Source organism: Myroides sp. WP-1 (assembly GCF_014145635.1).
Taxonomy (GTDB): domain Bacteria; phylum Bacteroidota; class Bacteroidia; order Flavobacteriales; family Flavobacteriaceae; genus Flavobacterium.
The window spans coordinates 203098-224035 of sequence record NZ_JACHTC010000003.1; the positions used below are offsets into that span (position 1 = coordinate 203098).

Annotated in this window: 21 protein-coding genes and 3 tRNA genes; 7 read left to right on the plus strand and 17 right to left on the minus strand. The window is 34.5% G+C overall.

Features of this window, described 5'->3' with window-relative positions; translation table 11 throughout:
* Window positions 1-3: 3 nt before the first annotated feature.
* From H4K33_RS04390 to H4K33_RS04400, 3 genes are read right to left on the minus strand one after another with little or no spacing between them, the layout of a single operon-like run.
* Window positions 4-564: a DUF4296 domain-containing protein gene (locus tag H4K33_RS04390; protein ID WP_182647263.1), complete on the minus strand. Its 561-nt coding sequence runs from the start codon at window positions 562-564 to the stop codon at window positions 4-6.
* Between the two features lie 12 nt (window positions 565-576).
* Window positions 577-1914 (minus strand): dihydroorotase, encoded by a 1338-nt coding sequence (locus H4K33_RS04395; RefSeq protein WP_182647264.1) that lies wholly within the window; start codon window positions 1912-1914, stop codon window positions 577-579.
* A complete protein-coding gene (locus tag H4K33_RS04400) occupies window positions 1914-2633 on the minus strand; it encodes a polyprenol monophosphomannose synthase (RefSeq protein WP_182647265.1) in 720 nt (239 codons plus the stop codon). The genes H4K33_RS04395 and H4K33_RS04400 overlap by 1 nt, the downstream gene beginning before the upstream one ends.
* 103 nt (window positions 2634-2736) lie before the next feature.
* Between H4K33_RS04400 and H4K33_RS04405 the strand changes: the two genes are divergently transcribed.
* Window positions 2737-3408, plus strand: a complete 672-nt coding sequence (locus H4K33_RS04405; protein WP_182647266.1) for a DUF4271 domain-containing protein — start codon at window positions 2737-2739, stop codon at window positions 3406-3408.
* A 14-nt stretch (window positions 3409-3422) separates the two neighbouring features.
* A complete protein-coding gene (locus tag H4K33_RS04410) occupies window positions 3423-4166 on the plus strand; it encodes a uroporphyrinogen-III synthase (RefSeq protein ID WP_182647267.1) in 744 nt (247 codons plus the stop codon).
* A gap of 93 nt (window positions 4167-4259) precedes the next feature.
* Here H4K33_RS04410 and pckA read toward each other — a convergent pair whose 3' ends face one another.
* Together pckA and H4K33_RS04420 are read right to left on the minus strand one after the other, a co-directional pair.
* A complete protein-coding gene (pckA, locus tag H4K33_RS04415; protein WP_370576658.1) occupies window positions 4260-5879 on the minus strand; it encodes a phosphoenolpyruvate carboxykinase (ATP) in 1620 nt (539 codons plus the stop codon).
* Window positions 5880-5946: 67 nt separating this feature from the next.
* Entirely contained in the window at window positions 5947-6345 is a 399-nt protein-coding gene (locus H4K33_RS04420; RefSeq protein WP_182647268.1) for a DUF423 domain-containing protein, read from the minus strand.
* A gap of 398 nt (window positions 6346-6743) precedes the next feature.
* On the opposite strand from H4K33_RS04420, the gene H4K33_RS04425 reads away from it, so the two are divergent.
* Entirely contained in the window at window positions 6744-8093 is a 1350-nt protein-coding gene (locus H4K33_RS04425; protein ID WP_182647269.1) for a saccharopine dehydrogenase family protein, read from the plus strand.
* 49 nt (window positions 8094-8142) lie between these two features.
* Here the strand turns inward: H4K33_RS04425 and H4K33_RS04430 are convergent, their stop codons facing one another.
* Together H4K33_RS04430 and H4K33_RS04435 are read right to left on the minus strand one after the other, a co-directional pair.
* Window positions 8143-9003 carry a hypothetical protein gene (locus H4K33_RS04430; RefSeq protein ID WP_182647270.1) on the minus strand — a complete coding sequence of 287 codons (861 nt, stop codon included), beginning with the start codon at window positions 9001-9003 and terminating at the stop codon, window positions 8143-8145.
* A 481-nt stretch (window positions 9004-9484) separates the two neighbouring features.
* Complete coding sequence (locus H4K33_RS04435) at window positions 9485-10327, minus strand: hypothetical protein (protein ID WP_182647271.1); 843 nt, start codon at window positions 10325-10327, stop codon at window positions 9485-9487.
* 107 nt (window positions 10328-10434) lie between these two features.
* Between H4K33_RS04435 and H4K33_RS04440 the strand changes: the two genes are divergently transcribed.
* Complete coding sequence (locus tag H4K33_RS04440; protein ID WP_182647272.1) at window positions 10435-11559, plus strand: hypothetical protein; 1125 nt, start codon at window positions 10435-10437, stop codon at window positions 11557-11559.
* Here the strand turns inward: H4K33_RS04440 and H4K33_RS04445 are convergent.
* From H4K33_RS04445 to H4K33_RS04460, 4 genes are all read right to left on the minus strand, one after another.
* Entirely contained in the window at window positions 11546-13228 is a 1683-nt protein-coding gene (locus H4K33_RS04445) for an ABC transporter ATP-binding protein (RefSeq protein ID WP_182647273.1), read from the minus strand. The two genes, H4K33_RS04440 and H4K33_RS04445, sit on opposite strands and share 14 nt — an antisense overlap.
* Before the next feature lie 122 nt (window positions 13229-13350).
* Complete coding sequence (locus H4K33_RS04450) at window positions 13351-13803, minus strand: OsmC family protein (RefSeq protein WP_182647274.1); 453 nt, start codon at window positions 13801-13803, stop codon at window positions 13351-13353.
* A gap of 472 nt (window positions 13804-14275) precedes the next feature.
* On the minus strand, window positions 14276-14989 hold the full coding sequence (locus tag H4K33_RS04455) for a 3'-5' exonuclease (protein WP_182647275.1): 714 nt from the start codon (window positions 14987-14989) through the stop codon (window positions 14276-14278).
* Window positions 14990-14991: 2 nt separating this feature from the next.
* Window positions 14992-16152: a serine hydrolase gene (locus H4K33_RS04460; RefSeq protein WP_182647276.1), complete on the minus strand. Its 1161-nt coding sequence runs from the start codon at window positions 16150-16152 to the stop codon at window positions 14992-14994.
* A 153-nt stretch (window positions 16153-16305) separates the two neighbouring features.
* On the opposite strand from H4K33_RS04460, the gene H4K33_RS04465 reads away from it, so the two are divergent.
* On the plus strand, window positions 16306-16947 hold the full coding sequence (locus H4K33_RS04465; protein WP_182647277.1) for an O-methyltransferase: 642 nt from the start codon (window positions 16306-16308) through the stop codon (window positions 16945-16947).
* Window positions 16948-16981: 34 nt separating this feature from the next.
* On the opposite strand, the gene H4K33_RS04470 is transcribed toward H4K33_RS04465, so the two are convergent.
* The 3 genes from H4K33_RS04470 to H4K33_RS04480 all read right to left on the minus strand — a co-directional run bounded on the left by H4K33_RS04470 (window position 16982) and on the right by H4K33_RS04480 (window position 18708).
* Window positions 16982-17551, minus strand: a complete 570-nt coding sequence (locus H4K33_RS04470) for a phosphatase PAP2 family protein (protein ID WP_182647278.1) — start codon at window positions 17549-17551, stop codon at window positions 16982-16984.
* On the minus strand, window positions 17551-17856 hold the full coding sequence (locus H4K33_RS04475) for a twin-arginine translocase TatA/TatE family subunit (RefSeq protein WP_182647279.1): 306 nt from the start codon (window positions 17854-17856) through the stop codon (window positions 17551-17553). The genes H4K33_RS04470 and H4K33_RS04475 overlap by 1 nt, the downstream gene beginning before the upstream one ends.
* 75 nt (window positions 17857-17931) lie before the next feature.
* Window positions 17932-18708: a hypothetical protein gene (locus tag H4K33_RS04480; protein WP_182647280.1), complete on the minus strand. Its 777-nt coding sequence runs from the start codon at window positions 18706-18708 to the stop codon at window positions 17932-17934.
* Window positions 18709-18867: 159 nt separating this feature from the next.
* Between H4K33_RS04480 and pepE the strand changes: the two genes are divergently transcribed.
* Window positions 18868-19575 carry a dipeptidase PepE gene (pepE, locus tag H4K33_RS04485; protein ID WP_182647281.1) on the plus strand — a complete coding sequence of 236 codons (708 nt, stop codon included), beginning with the start codon at window positions 18868-18870 and terminating at the stop codon, window positions 19573-19575.
* A 29-nt stretch (window positions 19576-19604) separates the two neighbouring features.
* On the opposite strand, the gene H4K33_RS04490 is transcribed toward pepE, so the two are convergent.
* The 3 genes from H4K33_RS04490 to H4K33_RS04500 form a co-directional block, all read right to left on the minus strand.
* A tRNA-Gly gene (locus tag H4K33_RS04490) sits at window positions 19605-19680 on the minus strand.
* A 33-nt stretch (window positions 19681-19713) separates the two neighbouring features.
* Window positions 19714-19789 (minus strand) — tRNA-Gly (locus H4K33_RS04495).
* A gap of 33 nt (window positions 19790-19822) precedes the next feature.
* Window positions 19823-19898 (minus strand) — tRNA-Gly (locus tag H4K33_RS04500).
* Window positions 19899-20459: 561 nt separating this feature from the next.
* Between H4K33_RS04500 and H4K33_RS04505 the strand changes: the two genes are divergently transcribed.
* The gene (locus H4K33_RS04505; protein WP_182647282.1) at window positions 20460-20936 is read left to right on the plus strand and encodes a GbsR/MarR family transcriptional regulator; all 477 of its coding nucleotides are present in this window, start codon (window positions 20460-20462) and stop codon (window positions 20934-20936) included.
* Window positions 20937-20938: the final 2 nt, after the last annotated feature.

Consider the following 20938-nt stretch of genomic DNA (forward strand, 5'->3'; position numbering starts at 1 on the left):
TTCTTAAAGTAGTTCAAGTATTTTTTTCTTATTTGCTAATTGAAATTTCTCCTTTTTTTCTACAGAAGTTTTTTGTTTCGCCTGCTTATTTTTTTTTAGTAGCTCTAATTTATCGGCATTAGTATCAACAGTGCTTATCGGTTGAAGTTCAGCCTCCTCTATTGTTGGCTTTTCAACTAACGAATCGGATTTTTTTAACAGATCAATACGTTCATCTGTTTGAGGAAAATCCTTTTCCAATTTCTCTTGTTCTTTCTTCAGTCGATTCATCACGCGCATTTGCATATCAAAATACACTCCTTTTTTCAAGGCAATATAGTAACGGCTATTTTCAACAAAAGCCAAGCTATCAATATCGTATTTTTTAAAAATATCACTCATTTGAATCGATTTAACCGTATCAATAGCGAATGAGTTTGTATTCTGTGCTCCATACAAAAGAGTAACATCATACAAAATATCTTCCATTTTAGATTCTTCAATAAATGGATTTGGCTTTGCTTTATCTTGTTGGCAAGAACACAGTAAAGCGGCCATCAAAAAAGTAAATAGTATATGCTTCATTTTTATGTAATACTAACGTTCAAAAAGCAATCGTTGTCCGCAACGCACATCTTTCACTTCATCTCTTTCATACACTAAGCAACCATTAACAAAAGTATGGGTTACTTTAGCAGAGAACGTTTCTCCTTCAAATGGAGACCATCCACATTTATACAGGATATTAGACTGATTCACTTCCCAGGGTTGATTCGGGTCTATTAAAACGATATCTGCATGATATCCTTCTCTAAGAAAACCTCTCTTCTCCACTTGAAAGAGAACAGCTGGATTATGCGCTGTTTTCTCAACAATCATTTCCACAGAAATACGCCCTTGTTTACTTGCTTCAAACAATGAAACTAATGCATGTTGCACTAAAGGCCCTCCGGAAGGAGCTTGACTATACGGTTTGGCTTTTTCTTCTTTTGTGTGCGGAGCATGATCTGTTGCAATAACATCGATGCGCCCATCTAACAAAGCTTCCCAAAGCATTTCTCTGTCTTTTGCTGTTTTTACAGCAGGATTCCACTTGATAAAATTACCCTTTGTTTGATAATCTTCATCCGTAAACCACAAATGGTGTACACAAACCTCAGCTGTTATTTTTTTATCTTTCAAAGGAATATCATTGCGAAATAATTCCGTTTCCTTACCTGTAGATACGTGGAATACATGAAGTCTTGCTCCTGTTTTCTTTGCCAATTCAATCGCTTTAGAAGATGATAAGTAACAAGCTTCTTCACTGCGGATAATCGGGTGACAGCTTACGGGAATATCATCCCCATATTGTTCTTTATGTTGTTGCAGATTCGCTTGTATTGTTCCTTCATCTTCTGCGTGAACAGCGATCAACATGGAAGTACTTGAAAAAATTTTCTCTAAAACATCCTGGCGATCCACTAACATATTCCCTGTAGACGATCCTAAAAACAATTTAATTCCCGCTACATTTCTCGGATTGGTTTTCAACAATTCTTCCAAATTATCATTGGTACCTCCCATCATAAACGAATAATTCGCATACGATTTCGATGCAGCAATTTCATATTTTTGTTCTAACAATTCTTGAGTTACCGCATTAGGAACTGTATTCGGTTGTTCAATAAAAGAAGTAATTCCTCCTGCTACCGCCGCACGTGATTCTGATTCAATATCTCCCTTATGAGTCAATCCTGGCTCACGAAAATGCACTTGATCATCAATCATACCCGGAATAACGTATTTTCCCGTTGCATCAATGCACACCATTCCTTCAGCTTCTTCTATAGCATTTGCAATGCGAACAATTTTACCCCCTTGTACAAGGATATCACCTTTCTTTATGCCCCCTTCATTTACAAGGTTTCCGTTTTTAATTAAGTAGTTGCTCATTATAGTTTGTTTAGTAGTTTTCTGATTTTCAGATTTATTACACCAAAGATAGCTTCTTTAATAATTCCCTTAGACATTTTAGATTCACCTCTGGTTCGATCTGTAAAAATAATAGGGACCTCTGTTATTGGAAATTGCTTGACATAAACTCTATATTTCATTTCAATTTGGAAGGCATATCCCACAAATCGTATGCCATCTAAGTTAATGCTTTGCAACACTTCTTTTGTATAACACACAAAGCCAGCTGTAGTATCTTTAATAGGCATGCGCGTAATCCATCGCACATAAATTGATGCTCCATATGAAAGTAAAACACGGTTCAAAGGCCAATTAACAACATTTACTCCTGTGACATAACGGGAACCTATAACCATTCCGCCATGCTTTTTACAACTAGCTAATAATCGACTAAGATCCAATGGATTATGTGAAAAATCGGCGTCCATCTCAAAAACATACTCATAGTCATGAGCTAAAGCCCATTTAAAACCAGCAACATAAGCTGTTCCTAATCCGTTCTTACCTTCTCGTTTCAATAAATGTACTGCAGGATGTTTCTTTTGTAATTCTTCTACAACAGCAGCCGTTCCATCAGGAGAGTTATCATCTACAATAAGTATATGAAAACAATCGGGCAATTCGAGTACAGCCTCAATTATTTGCGCTATATTTTCGATTTCATTATAGGTAGGAATAATAACTAACCCTGCATTCATTGTCTTTACTTTGGCTACAAAAATAACCTTTTTATAGAAAGTTAACCCTTAAATAATTAACAAAGTCTGACAAATACATTTTTTTACTAATTTTGCAATTGATATGGACAATCTACTATTAACTGAAAGAATTGTAACCAACAAAGATTGGGCTACCCTACTATTTTTTGTGGGCTTCTCTATCATTGCTATCAATCGTACCGTTTTTAGCGTTCGATTTGCAGAGTTTACACGATTAGCAATATCCGATAAGTACCTAAAAATATACAAGGACAATACCAATTTACGCAATAGTTTTACGCTTTCATTCTTAACGATACAGTTCTTATCTATTACCTTCTTTTTGCAAATCGTCGCAAAATCTTTCGGTTTTATTGACCATTATAGCTTATTATCTTTTGTACAGATTTTAAATTTTTCCGGTTTTTTTGTCATTAGTAAATACCTTATTGACAAAATAATTGGCATTACATTTGGTATAGAAGACTTTGTTGATCATTTCAATTTACAAAAAGCAACTTATCGAAATTACATCGGCATGTATCTTTTGGGAATTGATTTAATCTTGTTTTATAACGATATAATCAATCAATTGATCGTTGGCATTATCGGAATTACGTTAATCTTAACAAATCTTAGTTTATACGTTATTTTTATAAAAAACAATCGAAAAACGATATTAAATAAGTTGTTCTATTTTATTTTGTATCTTTGCACCCTTGAAATAGCTCCTTATTTTATAATATACTTTGCATTTAAAAACTTTAGAGCCTAAATAAGAATTAAACTATGAAAGTGAAAACAATTTTGGTTTCTCAACCAGAACCTAAAGTAGAAAACTCTCCATACTTTGAGATCGAACAAAAATATAAAGTAAAAATTGACTTTAGGCCTTTTATACACGTTGAAGGTGTACCTGCTAAGGACGTGAGACAACAGAAAATCGATTTAAACAACTTTACAGCCGTAATTTTGACAAGTAGAAACTCTGTTGACCACTTCTTCCGCGTAGCAGAAGAAATGCGCTATAAAGTGCCTGAAACATTAAAATATTTTTGTCAATCAGAAGCAATCGCCTTCTATCTTCAAAAATATGTAGTTTACCGCAAAAGAAAAATTTATGTAGGTCAGAAAGATTTTGCTGATTTGGCTCCGTTGATTAAAAAATACAAAGACGAAAAATTCTTATTATCAGCTTCAGATCAATTAAACGCAGAAGTACCCACAATTTTAGGAGAATTAAAAGTAGACTGGACTGCAGGAACATTTTACAGAACGGTAATGAGTGATTTATCTGATTTAGCCGATGTAAAATATGACGTTCTAGCGTTCTTTAGTCCAACAGGAATCAAATCTTTGTTTATGAATTTCCCTGATTTCTCACAAGATAATACGCGAATTGCTGTATTTGGTACTACAACACAAAAAGAAGCACTAGATCACGATTTACGCGTAGACATCATGGCTCCTTCTCCAGAAGCTCCATCGATGACTATGGCTCTTGAAAAGTACATCCAAAAAGTAAATAAATAGTTATAAAAAAAGCCTTCCTAATGGAAGGCTTTTTTTAGTTAACTGTTATCTGATAACAAAAAAAAGAGAGCTAAAAGCTCTCTTTTTTTGTTATTACAACTGTGGTCCTGCTTCAACTAAAGCTTTTCCTGCGTCGTTATTTGTGTACAAATTAAAGTTCTTGATAAATAAAGCAGCTAAATCTTTTGCTTTATCTTCCCATTCTTTTGCTTCACCGTAAGTATTACGAGGATCTAAGATATTTGTATCTACTCCTTCTAACGCTGTTGGTACAGCAAAATTATAGATCGGAACGATTGCAGTTTCAGCATTTTCGATAGATCCATCTAAGATACGATCGATAATTGCACGCGTATCTTTAATAGAAATACGCTTCCCTGTTCCATTCCATCCTGTATTAACCATGTAAGCAGTAGCATTGTGCTCTTCCATTTTTTTCACTAACTCTTCTCCGTATTTTGTTGGATGTAAAGACAAGAATGCTTTACCAAAACAAGCTGAGAAAGTTGGTTCTGGTTGTGTTACACCTCTTTCTGTTCCTGCTAATTTAGCTGTAAATCCAGATAAGAAGTAGTATTTTGTTTGCTCTGGTGTCAATTTAGAAACTGGCGGCATAACCCCGAAAGCATCAGCTGTTAAGAAGATTACTTTGGTTGCGTGTCCAGCTTTAGATACCGGTTTAACAATATTTTCAATGTGATCAATCGGGTAAGAAACACGTGTATTTTGCGTTACAGAACCATCGTTAAAATCGATAACACCATTTGCATCAACAGTTACGTTTTCCAATAAAGCATCACGGCGAATCGCACTGAAGATATCCGGTTCATTTTCTTTGCTCAAGCTAATTGTTTTTGCGTAACAACCTCCTTCGAAGTTAAATACACCTTCATCATCCCATCCGTGCTCATCATCACCAATTAATTCGCGTTTTGGATCCGTTGACAACGTTGTTTTACCTGTTCCAGATAAACCAAAGAACACAGCTACATCGCCATCTTTTCCTTTATTTGCCGAACAGTGCATAGAAGCCATTCCTTTCAATGGTAAGTAATAGTTCATCATAGAGAACAATCCTTTTTTCATTTCTCCACCGTACCAAGTACCACCGATAATCTGTACTTTTTCAGTTAAGTTGAAAGCAATATATACTTCTGAGTTTAATCCGTATGCTTTATAATCTTTAAATGTCGCTTTAGAACCATTCATCACCACGAAATCAGGCTCACCAAAGTTTGCTAATTCCTCTTCAGTAGGGCGGATAAACATATTTTTTACAAAATGTGCTTGCCATGCTACCTCCATAATGAATCTTACTTTCAAACGCGTATTTTCGTTCGCACCACAGAAAGCGTCAACAACATAAAGTTTTTTTCCTGACAACTCATTTACTGTAGTTGCTTTTAAAGCTTCCCACGTTTTTTGGTCAATTGGCTTATTGTCATTTGGCGATTCTGGAGAGTTCCACCAAACCGTATTCTCAGTAACTGAGTCTTTTACGATATATTTATCTTTTGGAGAACGACCAGTGAACTCACCTGTCATAACATTTACAGCTCCTAATTCAGTTACTTGTCCTTTTTCAAACCCCTGTAGGTCAGACTTAATTTCTTCATTATATAAAAGATCGTAGGAAGGATTATATACAATCTCTACAACATCTTTAATACCATATTTTTCAAGTGAAATTGATTGCGTATTAGCCATTTTCATTATGTTATGTTGTCTTTTTAATTAATATGCAAACTTAGAAATAAATTTAATATAACGATACACAAAACTAGTTTTTCGTGTTTTTTCCTGTTTTAAGGGTCTGAATTGCAGCATAAACCCAAGCAGCTATCATAAAAACCCCACCAATTGGCGTTATTGGTCCTAAGAATTTTACATCAAACCCAGGTAATCCATTGAAGGTCAATAGATATATTGATCCAGAAAATAGCAATACTCCTACCAAAGTCAGGATAAAAATTCTCTTCTTTACTGCATCAGAGAAAAAAGAGGAAAGACCAACAAACAAAAGAAAAAACACGTGATACATCTGGTAACGCACACCTACTTCATAAGAAGCAACCGCAGTTTCACTGACAATTTTCTTTAATCCGTGTGCACCAAAAGCACCTAAAATAATACCTAATGCTCCTAATAATGTCGCCGTTATAATAATTTTTCGTCCCATTTATTTTTACTTCGAAGATACAAATTATCCCGCAAACACAAGAGACGAATAGACGAAAATAAATCTATACAATTTATCCCTCTACAGAAATAAAACATTCGCATTAAGGGAAATATTGGAGCATTTTTCCTTTTCCTTCGCTTCTTTCCAATTTAGTATCTCGCTTCCTATAGCTAACTCAAAAAACATTCACCTCAAAAAAGACTTAGCATCACCTCTTTCCATTTCTCTCTTTATCTCAACCAAATTTATTTTTTTCACACAAAACAGTTGCTTTCGGATAAATCTAGTATCTTCTTCTTTCTCCTTTTCAAGCAAAATATTTTTAGCAAATTTTATCCCCTCTCATTATATAATTCCTTACTTTCGTAACTCGTAAAACAACCAAAAACAGAATAATGAAAGAAATATTAATCGTAGGCGCTGGCCGTTCTGCCTCTTCAATGATCAAGTATTTACTTGAAAAATCTACGACAGAAAACCTTCATTTAACCATCTGCGATTTATCTTTAGCACTTGCGGAGAAAAAAGCAATGGGACATCCGAATGCTACGGCAAAGGAATTTGATTTATTTAATACAGAACAAAGACAAGAATTGGTTCAACAATCTGACATTGTGATTTCAATGCTACCTGCAGCATTACATATTGAATTGGCAAAAGATTGTGTTCGTTTCAAAAAACACTTAGCCACAGCATCTTATATTAGCCCAGCAATGGCTGCGCTAGACGAAGAAGTGAAGGCGAATAATTTGGTGTTCATGAATGAGATAGGACTAGATCCTGGAATTGATCACATGAGTGCGATGAAAATCATACACGAAGTAAAAGATAAAGGAGGAAAAGTAATCTCTTTTGAATCTTTTTGTGGAGGATTAATGGCTCCTGAATCGGACAATAACTTGTGGAACTACAAATTCACTTGGAATCCACGTAACGTAGTTTTAGCAGGTCAAGGTGGTGCTGCAAAATTCATTCAAGAAGGACAATACAAATACATTCCCTACAATAAAGTTTTCAGACGTACTGAATTCTTAAATGTAGAGGGATACGGTAAGTTCGAAGCGTATGCAAACCGCGATTCATTGAAATACCAAAGTGTTTACGGATTAGATGACGCCAAAACAATATTTAGAGGAACGATTCGTCGTGTAGGATATTCTAGAGCATGGAATTTATTTGTTGAACTAGGTATTACAGATGATTCTTATGTAATTGACAACTCAGAAACGATGTCTTACCGCGAATTCATCAACTTGTATTTACCGTACCATCCAACAGATACGGTTGAAACAAAATTGAGATTGGCGTTGAACATCGATCAAGATGATATTGTTTGGGAAAAATTATTAGAATTAGATCTTTTCAATCCGAATAAAATAATCGGTTTAAAGAATGCTACTCCTGCACAAATTCTAGAAAGAATCTTAGCAGATAGTTGGACTTTAGATCCGGAAGACAAAGACATGATTGTGATGTACCACAAAATTGGCTATGAATTAAATGGTGAAAACAAACAAATTGACTCAACGATGATTTGTATTGGAGACGACCAAACGTATACAGCCATGGCCAAAACAGTTGGTCTACCACTTGCCATTGCTGCTCTGAAAATTCTAAAAGGAATTATCAGTACACCAGGGGTACAAATGCCTATTGAAGAGGAAGTTTACGCTCCTATTCTAAAAGAACTAGAAGAAAACGGCATTGTTTTCGACGAAAAAGAAGTTGAATATCAAGGATTTTAATACACAAAAGGTCTAAAGCAATGCTTTAGACCTTTTTTATTTTATTGATTTATTTTTCTTCCTTATGGAAAACAAGAATATAAGCATCATTTTGCGTAAGCGTTAATTTATCATTTTCGATTTGCATCCTATACATTCCTAATTTATTGATTTTAAGCACTTCTCGTTTTTCCCTCTCAAAGTCATAGCGAAAAGAATACGTTAATGTTCTAGGTATTATCAGCTGATCAAACACTTCATTCGTTAAATTCGATGGATTAATTACTATAACCTCGTCTATCCAACTTGGAAAATAATAATATACTTCCTCATGCTGCTCAAAAATTCTCTTTTCTCCATTAAATGCCTGAATATATTCTAACTTCCACATCCCCTTAAGCCCCCATTTATCTTTATCTGAAATTTTAGGATACTCAGTACCACCACCACTAACTTTTCTAAAAGTATACATTTCTCCATCATGTTCGGTTAGAATCAATTCATCAGAACTGACCTTTAAATCAAATATCCCAACATGGTGTAAAAAAAATATTTTTTCTTTAGTGAATTTTCCTTTCTCCTCTTGTTCAACTTGAGTAAACAGATATTGTAATCCTACATTAGACGTAGTCATCATCTTTAAACTCCTCCAAAAAACATTAAGTTCCACCTTCAATTCCACCGAGTTCACATTTTTGATTTCAACGACATTTGTCGGAGTGTGATAATGATAAATCAAAATACCTTCTTTTATAAAATCTATAGCGTCACCATGAAGATTGGAATAATTTACTAATTGCCAATTGCCAAGCAACAACTCTTTCTCTTCTTTAGATATCTGTTGATATGAATTCGTTGAGGAATCATCACTGTTACATGCGTTACAAAAAATGAGGAAAAACAAACATAAATAAGATACAATCTTCTTCATAATAAAAATTTAATTATTCTTTTTTATTACTTTTTTCAATACTTCATTTAAAACGTACACTTTCTCTTTAAATTCAAAAAACAGAAAAGTTGCTTATATTTTTGCAAAATTAACAAAAACCATCTTATTAACCACTCCTTCATAGGATTATTTTCAACTAATCTAAAATAAATACACTAAATTTATTGACATCAAAGCATTTGAGGATCAACATACAAGGTATCAACCTCTTACATTTCTTCCAGTTGCCCTTTATTTATCACGGCTAATTAAGCTTAATTAGAACTATCAAAAGTAGAAACAAATTCCTCGCAAATAATTAACTTATGTCCTACTACAATGGTGCACACAACAATAAGTTTCAAAATCATTTAACTAACTGCTAAATTAAAAGTAAGCAACGAAAAAGAAGTTGAATATCAAGGATTTTAATACACAAAAGGTCTAAAGCATTGCTTTAGACCTTTTTGTTTCTCTTATTTTATTCTATGCGAACTAATTTAATTATATCGCCATCAAAATGATATAAAAAAAGTTCCTCATGCGTTACGTGCATAACGTATTGCCCTAAGTTCTCTACGGCTAAAATCTCCCTGTTGTTCCTCAAAAAATCAAACTGATAGTAGTAGTTCAAAATATCCGTTTGTATATATCGATCAAAATAATCTCCCTTCTTTTCAGCAGATCTATTGTTAATCACAAGCATATCGTACATCGAAAAATCATATATCACGACTTCCTTTGCCGTAAATTTTCTTGAGGTTCCGTCAAAAGCCTGTATATAGATCAATTCCCATTGTCCTATAATTGCCAACTTTTCCTCCTCTGAAATTGTTGGATATGCTGTTCCCCCAAACATTCTCTTATACACAAATTCTTCTCCCTCTTCACTGATTAGAATTAATTGTTCTTGTGTTACTTTGAGGTCAAAAGCCATGGAATTAAAAGAGGAATTAATATATAGTTTTTCTCTCTTATTCTCTTGATCATCCCATTGCTTGACATAGTCAAACAAATGAGTAAACTCGCCTGTTCTTGTAAATCCCGACGAATACCTCATCGTCTCAATAAATCTATTTGACTGATTGTCAACCTTTAATTTTCCCTCTGGCAAAAAGGAATATGTAATTAAGACACCCGAGTCAAACAAATTGAATGATTCACCCTCAGGGCCTGAATACTGCACCAATTGCCAATTACCTAATAAAAGTTTCTTTTGCTCCTCGGTAATTTTCTTGTAAGAAGGGACTGCAGTATCATCGCTATTACAACTTGTAAAAAGCGCAATGAATAATAAAAGTAAGTAAGGGAATAATTTTTTCATTATTAATAATTTATTTTTCCAAAATTAACAAAACAAACAATTTAGATTTCATTTTTTTATTTTAATATTATATCTAAAATATTCACCCCTCCTGTATATTGTACAAAATGAACTATTATAATTTAAAATATATTATATTTTCTTCACTATTTATTGTAATTAACCTCCTATACTTACTTAAATACGGAACGAAATACAACCTACCTCTTCTACCTATAATCATTGGCTTAACTGTTCTTCAAGTGTGTTTTTTAGGAGGAAAGACGATTATATACAAACTCCTGTCAAAATTAAATAGCATAATTTATATTCTCCTCGTTTGCATTATACTTGGTGGGATTCTGTTTCTTACCAAGTATGTAGATCGTTACGCCTTAAATGTAGATCGATGGTCTGCTATGGAAGTAGCCATTCGGGCGATATTTACAGGTGAGTATCCTTATACTGCTATTGATCACTTAGGTGGAAGAACCTCTAATTTTCCAGGTTTGCTATTATTGGGGATTCCCTTCTATCTGTTAGGAGATGTGGGATATTTTCAGGCTTTCTCTTTTCTCTTTCTCGCTTTTACTCTTTATAAAGTTTTTAAGCGTCAACGAGCGTTTTTTATTCTTTTACTTTTAGGTCTATCTATTCCTTTTTGGTACGAGATTGCAGTTATTAGTGACTTTATGTCTAACATGATTATTGTTCTCTGCTTTATTATGTTATGGAACCATTATTTTAAACAAGAAATCTATAAGAAAGAAATTGGTTTAGCTATTGGCATCAGTATTTTAGTCCTAACGAGAGGTTTTACTTATATTCCTCTTGCCTTATATTTCTTTGCTCCATTCTGTCAGTTGAACATTAAAAAGCAACTGCGATTCTCCGTTAGTTTTCTTGTCACATCAATTCTGCTCATCCTATTTGTATTTTATGCCGTTCCCGATTTAGAAACTTTAAAAGAATACAATCCTCTTGTATTACAAACGTCGTATACTTCAATTTACCATATACTGTTTGTCTTTTTAGCTCCCTTAATCTTGAGTTTTTATATCAAGAAATTTAATGATGATTTTTTCTTTTATACTTTACTTATTACAGGAACTTTGAGTATAACCTTGTTTATTCAATTTTGGAATCGTGTCGGCTTTAATGAACTTCTGCACAACAGTGTATTTGATCTCGCCTATCTCGCCTACATCTTTCCTATATTGTGGATTTTATTAAGTAACCCTACTCCAAAATAGAGGCTATCAACTTCTTGGTATAAGGCGTTTTAGGATTGGCATACAAAGCATCTGCTTCCTCCATTTCTTCAACTTGTCCTTTATTCATCACCATTACTTGATCTGACATATACTTCACTACAGCCAAATCATGAGAAATAAAGATATAGGTAAACTGATATTTTTCTTTTAGTTCATTGAGTAAGTTCAGCACTTGTGCCTGAACAGAAATATCCAAAGCAGAAACAGATTCGTCGCAAATAATTAATTTAGGATTTACGGCAATAGTACGTGCAATTCCAATTCGTTGTCGTTGACCTCCCGAAAATTCATGCGGATAGCGATCAAAAGCTTCTGCTGTTAATCCCACTTGCGTTAAAAGGTCGAGTACTTTTTGTTTTTTCTCTTTTTTATTGCCAAATAAACCGTGTACAATCATGGGTTCCATAATGGCTTGTCCGACTGTTAACTTGGGATTTAAGGAAGAAAAAGGATCTTGAAAAATAATTTGAATATCCTTTCTCAAAGCTCGAAGGGCTTTACCGCGTAATTGGGTGATATCCACTCCTTGATAAAAAATAGCCCCTGACGAAGCGGGATCTAGCTGTAGTATAGCATTTCCTAAAGTTGATTTTCCACAACCACTTTCGCCGACCAAACCCAATGTTTCTCCTTCGTACACCTCAAAATTAATCTGATTCAAGGCGCGAAATGATTTCTTACCCCATAATCCGACGCTAGAAATATAATCTTTTGCTACATCTTTAACTACTAAAAGCGGAGGATTTGCATAAAGTTTCGCGTGTATTTGCTGGCGTTCTTCTGTTGAGATTGCTTCCTGTGGTACAGTATTTTCCACGAAATCCCGAATCGTAGGCAAGCGTTTTAATCGTATTTCACTAGAGGGACGAGCAGCTATCAAAGCTTGTGTATACCGCTCTTTTGGCTGATTAAAGACTTCCGCTGTTGGTCCTTTTTCTACCGCATTTCCTTGGTACATTACCATGACTTCATCTGCAATACTAGAGACTAAACCCAGGTCATGCGAAATAAAAATCATAGCCATTTTTGTTTCAGCTTGTAGCGATTGGAGCAATAGGATAATGTCTTTTTGAACCGTTACGTCCAAGGCCGTTGTAGGTTCATCTGCGATGAGTATAGTAGGTTTACAAGCAATAGCCATCGCAATGACGATACGTTGTTTTTGTCCACCTGACAATTGATGAGGATACTTCACATAAGCCTCTTCTGGTGCAGGTAATTTCACTTGCTCAAAGAGTTCAAGTACTTTTTTCTTGAGCGCACTTCCCTTTAATTCGGTATGTAAACGCAACATCTCTTCTACCTGATAACCACAACGCATTGAAGGATTTAGAGCACTCATCGGTTCTTGAAAAATCATCGCGATTTTATTTCCGCGTATGTGACGGTATTCTTTTTCTGAATAGGTGGTTAAATCCTCTCCTTCAAAACAAATCTTTCCTTCAATTTTACTTTGATTTTCAGCAAGTAATCGCATAATCGCTAAAGAAGTGACCGATTTGCCAGAACCCGATTCTCCAACAATTCCCAAAATCTGATTGGGATAAAGTGTAAAAGAAGCCCCGTGAACAATTGTCTTCCACTCTTTGTTTTGTTTAAAACTAACGCGGAGATTTTCAACGGTAAGCAATGGTTTCTGTTCTGACATAGGTAAGGATATAAAGTGTCTTCAAACAAAAATAAGATAATTAATTGTGATTTAACGTGCCATTAGTACCAATAACAACAATCGCACATTAAACCACAATTAAAAAACAAATCTCTATCATACTACGCCACATTTACATGATCATATTCCTTTACCAAAGTAACAATAGTAGGTGTTTGTTGTTTGAAATTAGCAAATACAGGACAAGCTAATTTAACCGCGTCCATCCACTCTTTCAACACCACAATAGACGCTGTTGATGTTGGTTTAACAATCACATCAATTTGTCTAAATGCACCCGCATTTACTCCTTCTTGCTTCAGACTATCGCGCAATTCCCCACTTACTTCAATTTGGATTGATTTTAAATCTACATTCAATGTAGACCCCAATAAATTTCCTACAGCGTGGATACTCCCCGCCAATTTAGCCAACAACAATTCTTCTGAATCTACTTGTGCTTCTCTGACTAATTCCTTTCCATCTCGAACTGTGAATGAAAAATTCGCTGTTTTGATGGCTAACTGACTTTCTCTTACTGAAAACCCCAATACTTTTACTACTTTTTTGCTCATTTTACTTTTTTATTTTTTGTTTTCATCACGACACTTTACCTCAAAAAAAAAGTCCTTTTGGTCGTCGTACGTTACCAAAAGGACTTGAAATATTACATTGAATCTATTTTTTTAATTAAAAAAACACAAGGATTCTTGCTTCAGTTCTGGTAACGAGCGATTAGGCGAATGTTTAATAAACATCCACATATAACATAATGGGTTCGATATATACTGAATTTGTGTTTTCATTGTATTAAAAAAAAAGCCTCTGTCAATCAAACAGAGGCTTTTGTATATAGTTACTATTACTTTTCGTTTTTAAAATAACAATCCCAATTCACTCACCTCTTGCGCTGAACACCACATTGATTTATGAAAATAAGACTGAATTGTTAACATTGTGTATTTTTCTCTGATTTTTACTGCGTACAAAGCTAGAAATTATTTTTTTATAAAAAGCAAGTTTTCCAATATTTTTAACTCTTTTTTTTTAAACAGAAATCAGTTCGTCTTCGGTTAAACCTATCTCTCCTCTTAATCGCAATAAAATTTGAGCCACTGTAATGACATCTTTTTCACAATAACGCGCAATTCGGTCAATATCTTGTTCTTGGTAGTAAACCCGCGCTACATCAGCTCCATTAATATCATCTTTTGGAGAAGGTATCTGTAAAATATGAGCTAGTAATTTAAGGGAAGTATAATGTTTGTAATCTCCGAATTTCCACATTTCCATTGTGTCTAAGTGCGGTACTTCCCAAGGTTTCTTGCCCATTAAATTTAATTTAGCTGGAATTTTCAACCCGTGAATAATCATTCTACGTGCGATATAAGGAAAATCAAATTCTTTGGCATTATGCCCACACAACAAATGTTCATTTCGATTAAAATGCGTATTCAAAAGATTAGCAAAATCGTGTAGTATTTGTTTTTCTTCTCCTACAAACGAAGTTGTTCTAAACTGACGCTCCCCCATTTTATAAGTAAAATAGCCTACAGAAATACAAACAATCATGCCAAATTCAGCCCATATACCTGCATGTGAATAGAACTCCTCAACTGGAATTTCTCCTTTTCGTTGATACCGCGTTTTTTCTTCATACAACTGTTGTACTTCTTCATCCAATATATTGAATTCTCGTTCCTGGGGAACCGTTTCAATATCGAGAAACAAAATATGTGATACGTTCATTTGCTCTACCATCTTTATTGTTTTCGTTGGGCTAACATAGCATAAGCTTCATCAATATAGGTATACAAGTCATTGCTGTGCGGATCTTCTTCCGTTTGTAATCCCTTTATATGACCTAAGCGAACAATAATAACATTATCCTTAGGTGAAACAATAGTAAATTGCCCTAAATGCCCACGCATATAAAAGAAATCTTGATCTCTGTAGTTTTTCAACCACCATCCATACCCATACTCCGGACTAGATTCAAATCGAGGAACGATCGACTGAGCTACAAAGGTACTATCGAGAAGTTGTTCGCCTTTCCATTTTCCAAAGTCTTTATATAGTTTTCCAAAACGCGCAAAATCTCTCGCTCCACTTGTAAAACAACAGTAAGATTTCTCAATACCATCGCCTTTGTGATCAATTTGCCACAGCGCATCATTTTCTGCTCCCATAGGCTTCCAAAAATAATCCGAAACATAGGCTGACAATGTTTTACCTGTTGCCTTTTCTAAAACCATAGCCAATAGCTGTGTGTCTCCACTTTTATAAATAAAGTTTTGCCCTGGCTTGTCTTTGATTTCCAATCCGAGCATAACCTTTCTCAAATCTTTGTCAAAATACGCTTGAGTTACCACCGAAAATGGACTATAATATCCTTCATCCCAATCCAAACCAGAAGCCATTGAAGACAAATCGCCAACAGTTACTTCGTCTTTGTATTTCCCTTTTAATTCGGGAAGATAGGTAATCACTTTATCATCTAGGCTTTTAATTTCTCCTCGTTGTAACGCTTTTCCTAAAGCAGCGGATACCACGCTCTTCGCCATCGAAAAAGAATTGGTTTTACTATTTGCCGTATATCCATCATAATAACTTTCGTGCCAAATACTGTCATTTTTAATAATCAAAAAAGCGATGGTCTGCAATTCTTTATGAGTATCTGCCAATACTTGAGTAGGCTCAACCGAGTTATAATCCTTTGCAATAGGCCAAAGTTGTGTTTCTCCTACTGGAATTTCTCTCGTTGGAAAATAGTGGTAATCATCTAAAAAAGCCGTTTTATATCCATTAAAATAAATCGTACGCACTGCAGTAAACAAATAATCCACTTTAAACACATAGGCCAAAACAACAATTGCTGCACAAGCAATTATCAACCCTTTTAAAAATTTCCAAAGTATTTTCATAACTATTCTTTCTTGTTTGTAGTTAAATTTAGCATTTTTTTCTCTTAGTTTACAGTATCCTTCTTAATTAGGAGAAAATCGCTAAAATAGTACTGAATTCTCAAAAGCCTTTTATCTTTGCAAGATCAAACCCTAAATTAATTTGTTTCACCTATGCATTTTATATCTAAAGAATTAGAAGATTACGCGGCAAATCACAGCGAAAATGAACCAGCATTACTCGCTCAACTTGACAAAGAAACCCATCAAAAAGTCTTACAACCTAGAATGTTAAGCGGACATTTTCAAGGGCGTTTTTTGAGTATGATTTCCAAATTAGTATATCCAACCAACATTTTAGAAATAGGAACTTTTACAGGGTATGCAACCTTGAGCTTAGCAGAAGGTTTACGAGACAATGGCACATTGGACACCATTGATGTCAATGAAGAGTTATATGATTTTCAACGCAAGTATTTCGATCTATCTCCCTATGGACAACAAATTATTCAACACGTTGGAAGTGCTTTAGACATTATTCCTCAACTAGACAAAAAATACGATTTGGTTTTCATTGATGCAGATAAGAAAAATTACAGCAAGTATTTCGAATTGGTGATTGAAAAAATGAATCCTGGAGGAATTATTCTTTCAGACAATGTGTTATGGTCAGGTAAGGTAATTGAAGAAATCAAAGCGAATGACAAAAGCACTCTTGCATTAGATCAATACAATAAACTTTTAAAAGAAGATCCTCGAGTAGAAACTATTTTACTACCTATACGAGATGGGTTAACGGTATCGAGAGTACGATAAAAAAAGGGATTTGGCTAAACCAAATCCCTTTTTTCTATATTAATTTATCGTTGTACTTTCTCTCAATCCACAAAAAGATTTGGTAGAATAATGTTCCTGATAATAATCCAAAACAATAACCTACAAGAATATCAAATGGAAAATGCATGGTTAAATAAATTCTACTATAAGCGAATATTAGTGGAAATAGGAAGACTAAATAGGCATGTTTGTAATAGCGTCTCAACACCATAAACATGAATACCATATTAGCCATAGAATTTGAAGCATGTCCGGAAAAGAAACTCAAAGTTGGGCTACATTTCACCACGCGAATCAAGGCTTGAATATCTTCTGTATTACATGGTCTTGGACGAGCTACTGTATATTTTACCAAGTTAGTCATCTGATCCGTAAATGCAACTAAACCAGCTAACAACAAAATAATTACCCCTAGTTTTTTAATTGACACTTTTTTGTATGTCAAATAAACCAACAGCAAAAAGAAGGGAATCCAATTTAATTGTTTGGTAACAAACAACCAAAAGGGATCGTAAGCTTCGCTTCCTAGTCCATTAAAAAATATCAGTAGTTCCTTATCTAGTTGTACCAGTTTATCTAACATTAATTCCTCCTTTTAATTGGTCCCGTAATATTTTCGATATCCTCTTTTTGTTTCTCAATCTCCTGTTGAATATCTTTAATCGGGTTAATATCTGCATTCAAATCTAGCGCTTCTTCAAAATCTTTTTTAATACCTGATTCTTCTGCGCTTTTATTGATCTCGCTTTTAATATCGTTGGTTGCATTTTTTATCTGTGCCATAAACTTACCAAAAGCTCTGGCCATTTCTGGAACTTTATCAGAACCAAAAAGCATTAAAATGATTAATATGATAAAAAAAAATTCTCCTCCTCCTATTCCAAACATAACGCTGTTTTTAGTTAAGATACAAATCTACAAAGTTTATTATTTTTTACTCGACTTCTGTCGTTATAAATTTCTCTATTCGATTGTTAAAGTGTTCTTTTTACTATCTTCTCTTAATTTATCTCCAAGTAAATCAAGGAATTCAAGGGCTAACACACCTGTTCTAGAAGAAATTTTATCTCGCTCTGTAGCACTAGAAGTCAAATAACCCGACATAATATCGTCATCGGAAACGAAATAAGCAAAACCAACAACATATTCTTTAGGGATACTGTAATCTTTAATCAATACATACTCATCCATAATATTCAAAAACTTCTCTTTTCTCATCTCCTGCTTTTCATACTTCAATGCTTTTTTCAACATAGCGGTACGTCCACTGATCCAATTGACAATCGCGTCAACAGGAATAGCAATTCCCGCTCCACCCGGACTAGAAGTAGCGGTATACAAACGCCTTTCTGCCGGTGTATAACGTCTAGAATATTCTGGAACTAACCCCAAAGAAGCGGAAGATATATGTGTAATAACAATTTCATTCAACTGTCTATTTAAATCATTTGGTTCAAGCGGAATTAGTACGATATCACGTTTAAAGTCGATATCATCTAGAACATAGCGATATCCGATAAATAACGGACCCGAAAACATTAAAGTATCATTCTCTTGAGCTTTGATTTTAAAGTATCCACCCTGTTCTGTCATTAGCGCATCACCCGTATTAATATTAGATACGTAAATACCCTGTAGATCTTTGCTTCGAGATACAATTTTCCCGTGCAAAGCTACTCTATCTTGGGCAAAAACTCCCGCACCTATTATAAATAACAAAAAGGTTAAAGCTAATTTCATCTACTAATATATTAATAAGGTCTGTAAAAATATCTTATAATCACAGAAAGCAAAATTTTAATCGTGTAAAGTTATGTTAAATATAAAATATCAAGAAAAGAAACCATTTTTTTCATTTGACGAATAAACCCTACTTTTGTTATATCTAACAAAATAAGCATGAGAAACATAATCATAGCAAGTACCTCAACAATTTACAACCAAAGTTATTTGGAGTACTTACTACCTACCCTACAGACCCATTTTACGCCAGGGTCTACAATTGTATTTATCCCATATGCACGTCCTAGTGGGATCAGTCATGATGAATATACACAAAAAGTACGTGAGGCATTTGAATCAATCCAAGTACAAGTAAAAGGACTTCATGAATTTGACAATCCCAAAGAGGCAATTCAACAGGCAGCAGGGATTTTTACTGGAGGAGGGAATACCTTTTTATTAGTTAAGCAACTTTATGCTCATGATTTGATATCTACCATTACGGAAGTAGTACAGCAAGGAACACCTTATTTAGGATGTAGCGCAGGAAGTAATATTTGCGGTTTAACAATGGAAACAACCAACGATATGCCAATTACCTATCCACCTTCATTCAAGACATTTGGATTTGTACCTTTCAATATTAACCCGCATTATTTAGATCCAATAGAAGGTTCCACTCATATGGGAGAAACCCGAGAAACGCGAATCAACGAATTTCACACAATTAATTCACAACCTGTTGTCGGATTGAGAGAAGGAAGTTGGTTAAGGGTTTCTGGTGATAGAATTATTTTAGAAGGAACCTTAACGGCTCGTATTTTCGAACAAAACAAAGCGGCTTATGAAGTTGAGCCCTACACAGATTTAAGTACTTTAAAATAAAAAAGCCTGCTAATGCAGGCTTTTTTATTTGGAGCGGAAGACGAGGCTCGAACTCGCGACAACCAGCTTGGAAGGCTGGAGCTCTACCAACTGAGCTACTTCCGCAGGTGATGATCTTTAAAAACTTTCATCAAGTTTTGGAGCGGAAGACGAGGCTCGAACTCGCGACAACCAGCTTGGAAGGCTGGAGCTCTACCAACTGAGCTACTTCCGCAGGTGATGATCTTTGAAAACTTTCATCAAGTTTTGGAGCGGAAGACGAGGCTCGAACTCGCGACAACCAGCTTGGAAGGCTGGAGCTCTACCAACTGAGCTACTTCCGCAATTGTGGATGCAAATATAAGGCATTTTTCAAATTTTATGCAAGAAATAAAAAAAGATTTTTTCATCATTTTTTTTATTTCTTTTCTTCTTACAGAATATCAACAAGATATACACAAACACACTCCTTAAAAAAAAAGGCTATTTCCGACTTTCTTTCTGCAAGAAGATTCTATTTCTATTTCTCTATGCTATTTATTTTATGGCACAACTGAAGATTGAGGTCTTTTTCACTGCAAATTTATGACGAACGGTTTTTAAACGACTCTTTTGGGAAGATCTAATCAATTCTAAAACCCTTTTTTCTTTATCAAATACTCAGAATTACACAACAAAAGACATCTTTAAAAACAATTAAACGAAATATTTTTTACATTTTTAAAGCTAAAAAAGCTAAAATAAAAAACAGACAATCCTCCGCCATCTCTTTTTAACATTGACTTCCCACATTATTTGGACGACGTCTACATAATTTAAGAGAACTTTAAGTTTGTTTGGTTCGGTAAGAACAAAACTAACACTATCTTTGCCCAGTATAATTATTATTAAGAGTTATTTCCATAATGCAATACGATCAAAGATTAGTCGATTTGTTTCAAGACTTCTGTGCACATCATGAAGTGGTTTATCATTTCTCGCCTCTTACGGCGCAGATCTATACCTACATCATGTTCAACAACAACAGAGACGGTGTCACATTTGACGAACTTGTAGAACGGTTAAACGCCAGCAAAAGTTCAGTATCTACAAGTTTAAATTTACTAATCAGCAACAATCAAATCGAGCATTTCAATAAAATTGACGAACGGAAGCGATTTTTTCGCTTAAACGCCAATTTCATTACTACACGATTAGAGTTGATTAGAAATATGTTAGACAGAGAATCCGCTTTAACCTCCAAGCTAGTTGGCTTTGCAGAAGAAGGCTTAATTAACACAAACAACTGTCAAGCAAAGATGAAGCTCTACACAGAGCATTTAGAAAACAGTAAAATTCAGTTAGCAAACACAATAGAAAAATTAAAAAGTACAAACCAGTAATT

Excerpts from the sequence above, each read along its gene's own strand:
- H4K33_RS04390 (WP_182647263.1), bottom strand. The coding sequence starts at position 564 with ATGAAGCATATACTATTTACTTTTTTGATGGCCGCTTTACTGTGTTCT.
- H4K33_RS04395 (WP_182647264.1), bottom strand. The coding sequence starts at position 1,914 with ATGAGCAACTACTTAATTAAAAACGGAAACCTTGTAAATGAAGGGGGC.
- H4K33_RS04400 (WP_182647265.1), bottom strand. The coding sequence starts at position 2,633 with ATGAATGCAGGGTTAGTTATTATTCCTACCTATAATGAAATCGAAAAT.
- H4K33_RS04405 (WP_182647266.1), top strand. The coding sequence starts at position 2,737 with ATGGACAATCTACTATTAACTGAAAGAATTGTAACCAACAAAGATTGG.
- H4K33_RS04410 (WP_182647267.1), top strand. The coding sequence starts at position 3,423 with ATGAAAGTGAAAACAATTTTGGTTTCTCAACCAGAACCTAAAGTAGAA.
- pckA (WP_370576658.1), bottom strand. The coding sequence starts at position 5,879 with ATGAAAATGGCTAATACGCAATCAATTTCACTTGAAAAATATGGTATT.
- H4K33_RS04420 (WP_182647268.1), bottom strand. The coding sequence starts at position 6,345 with ATGGGACGAAAAATTATTATAACGGCGACATTATTAGGAGCATTAGGT.
- H4K33_RS04425 (WP_182647269.1), top strand. The coding sequence starts at position 6,744 with ATGAAAGAAATATTAATCGTAGGCGCTGGCCGTTCTGCCTCTTCAATG.
- H4K33_RS04430 (WP_182647270.1), bottom strand. The coding sequence starts at position 9,003 with ATGAAGAAGATTGTATCTTATTTATGTTTGTTTTTCCTCATTTTTTGT.
- H4K33_RS04435 (WP_182647271.1), bottom strand. The coding sequence starts at position 10,327 with ATGAAAAAATTATTCCCTTACTTACTTTTATTATTCATTGCGCTTTTT.
- H4K33_RS04440 (WP_182647272.1), top strand. The coding sequence starts at position 10,435 with ATGAACTATTATAATTTAAAATATATTATATTTTCTTCACTATTTATT.
- H4K33_RS04445 (WP_182647273.1), bottom strand. The coding sequence starts at position 13,228 with ATGTCAGAACAGAAACCATTGCTTACCGTTGAAAATCTCCGCGTTAGT.
- H4K33_RS04450 (WP_182647274.1), bottom strand. The coding sequence starts at position 13,803 with ATGAGCAAAAAAGTAGTAAAAGTATTGGGGTTTTCAGTAAGAGAAAGT.
- H4K33_RS04455 (WP_182647275.1), bottom strand. The coding sequence starts at position 14,989 with ATGGTAGAGCAAATGAACGTATCACATATTTTGTTTCTCGATATTGAA.
- H4K33_RS04460 (WP_182647276.1), bottom strand. The coding sequence starts at position 16,152 with ATGAAAATACTTTGGAAATTTTTAAAAGGGTTGATAATTGCTTGTGCA.
- H4K33_RS04465 (WP_182647277.1), top strand. The coding sequence starts at position 16,306 with ATGCATTTTATATCTAAAGAATTAGAAGATTACGCGGCAAATCACAGC.
- H4K33_RS04470 (WP_182647278.1), bottom strand. The coding sequence starts at position 17,551 with ATGTTAGATAAACTGGTACAACTAGATAAGGAACTACTGATATTTTTT.
- H4K33_RS04475 (WP_182647279.1), bottom strand. The coding sequence starts at position 17,856 with ATGTTTGGAATAGGAGGAGGAGAATTTTTTTTTATCATATTAATCATT.
- H4K33_RS04480 (WP_182647280.1), bottom strand. The coding sequence starts at position 18,708 with ATGAAATTAGCTTTAACCTTTTTGTTATTTATAATAGGTGCGGGAGTT.
- pepE (WP_182647281.1), top strand. The coding sequence starts at position 18,868 with ATGAGAAACATAATCATAGCAAGTACCTCAACAATTTACAACCAAAGT.
- H4K33_RS04505 (WP_182647282.1), top strand. The coding sequence starts at position 20,460 with ATGCAATACGATCAAAGATTAGTCGATTTGTTTCAAGACTTCTGTGCA.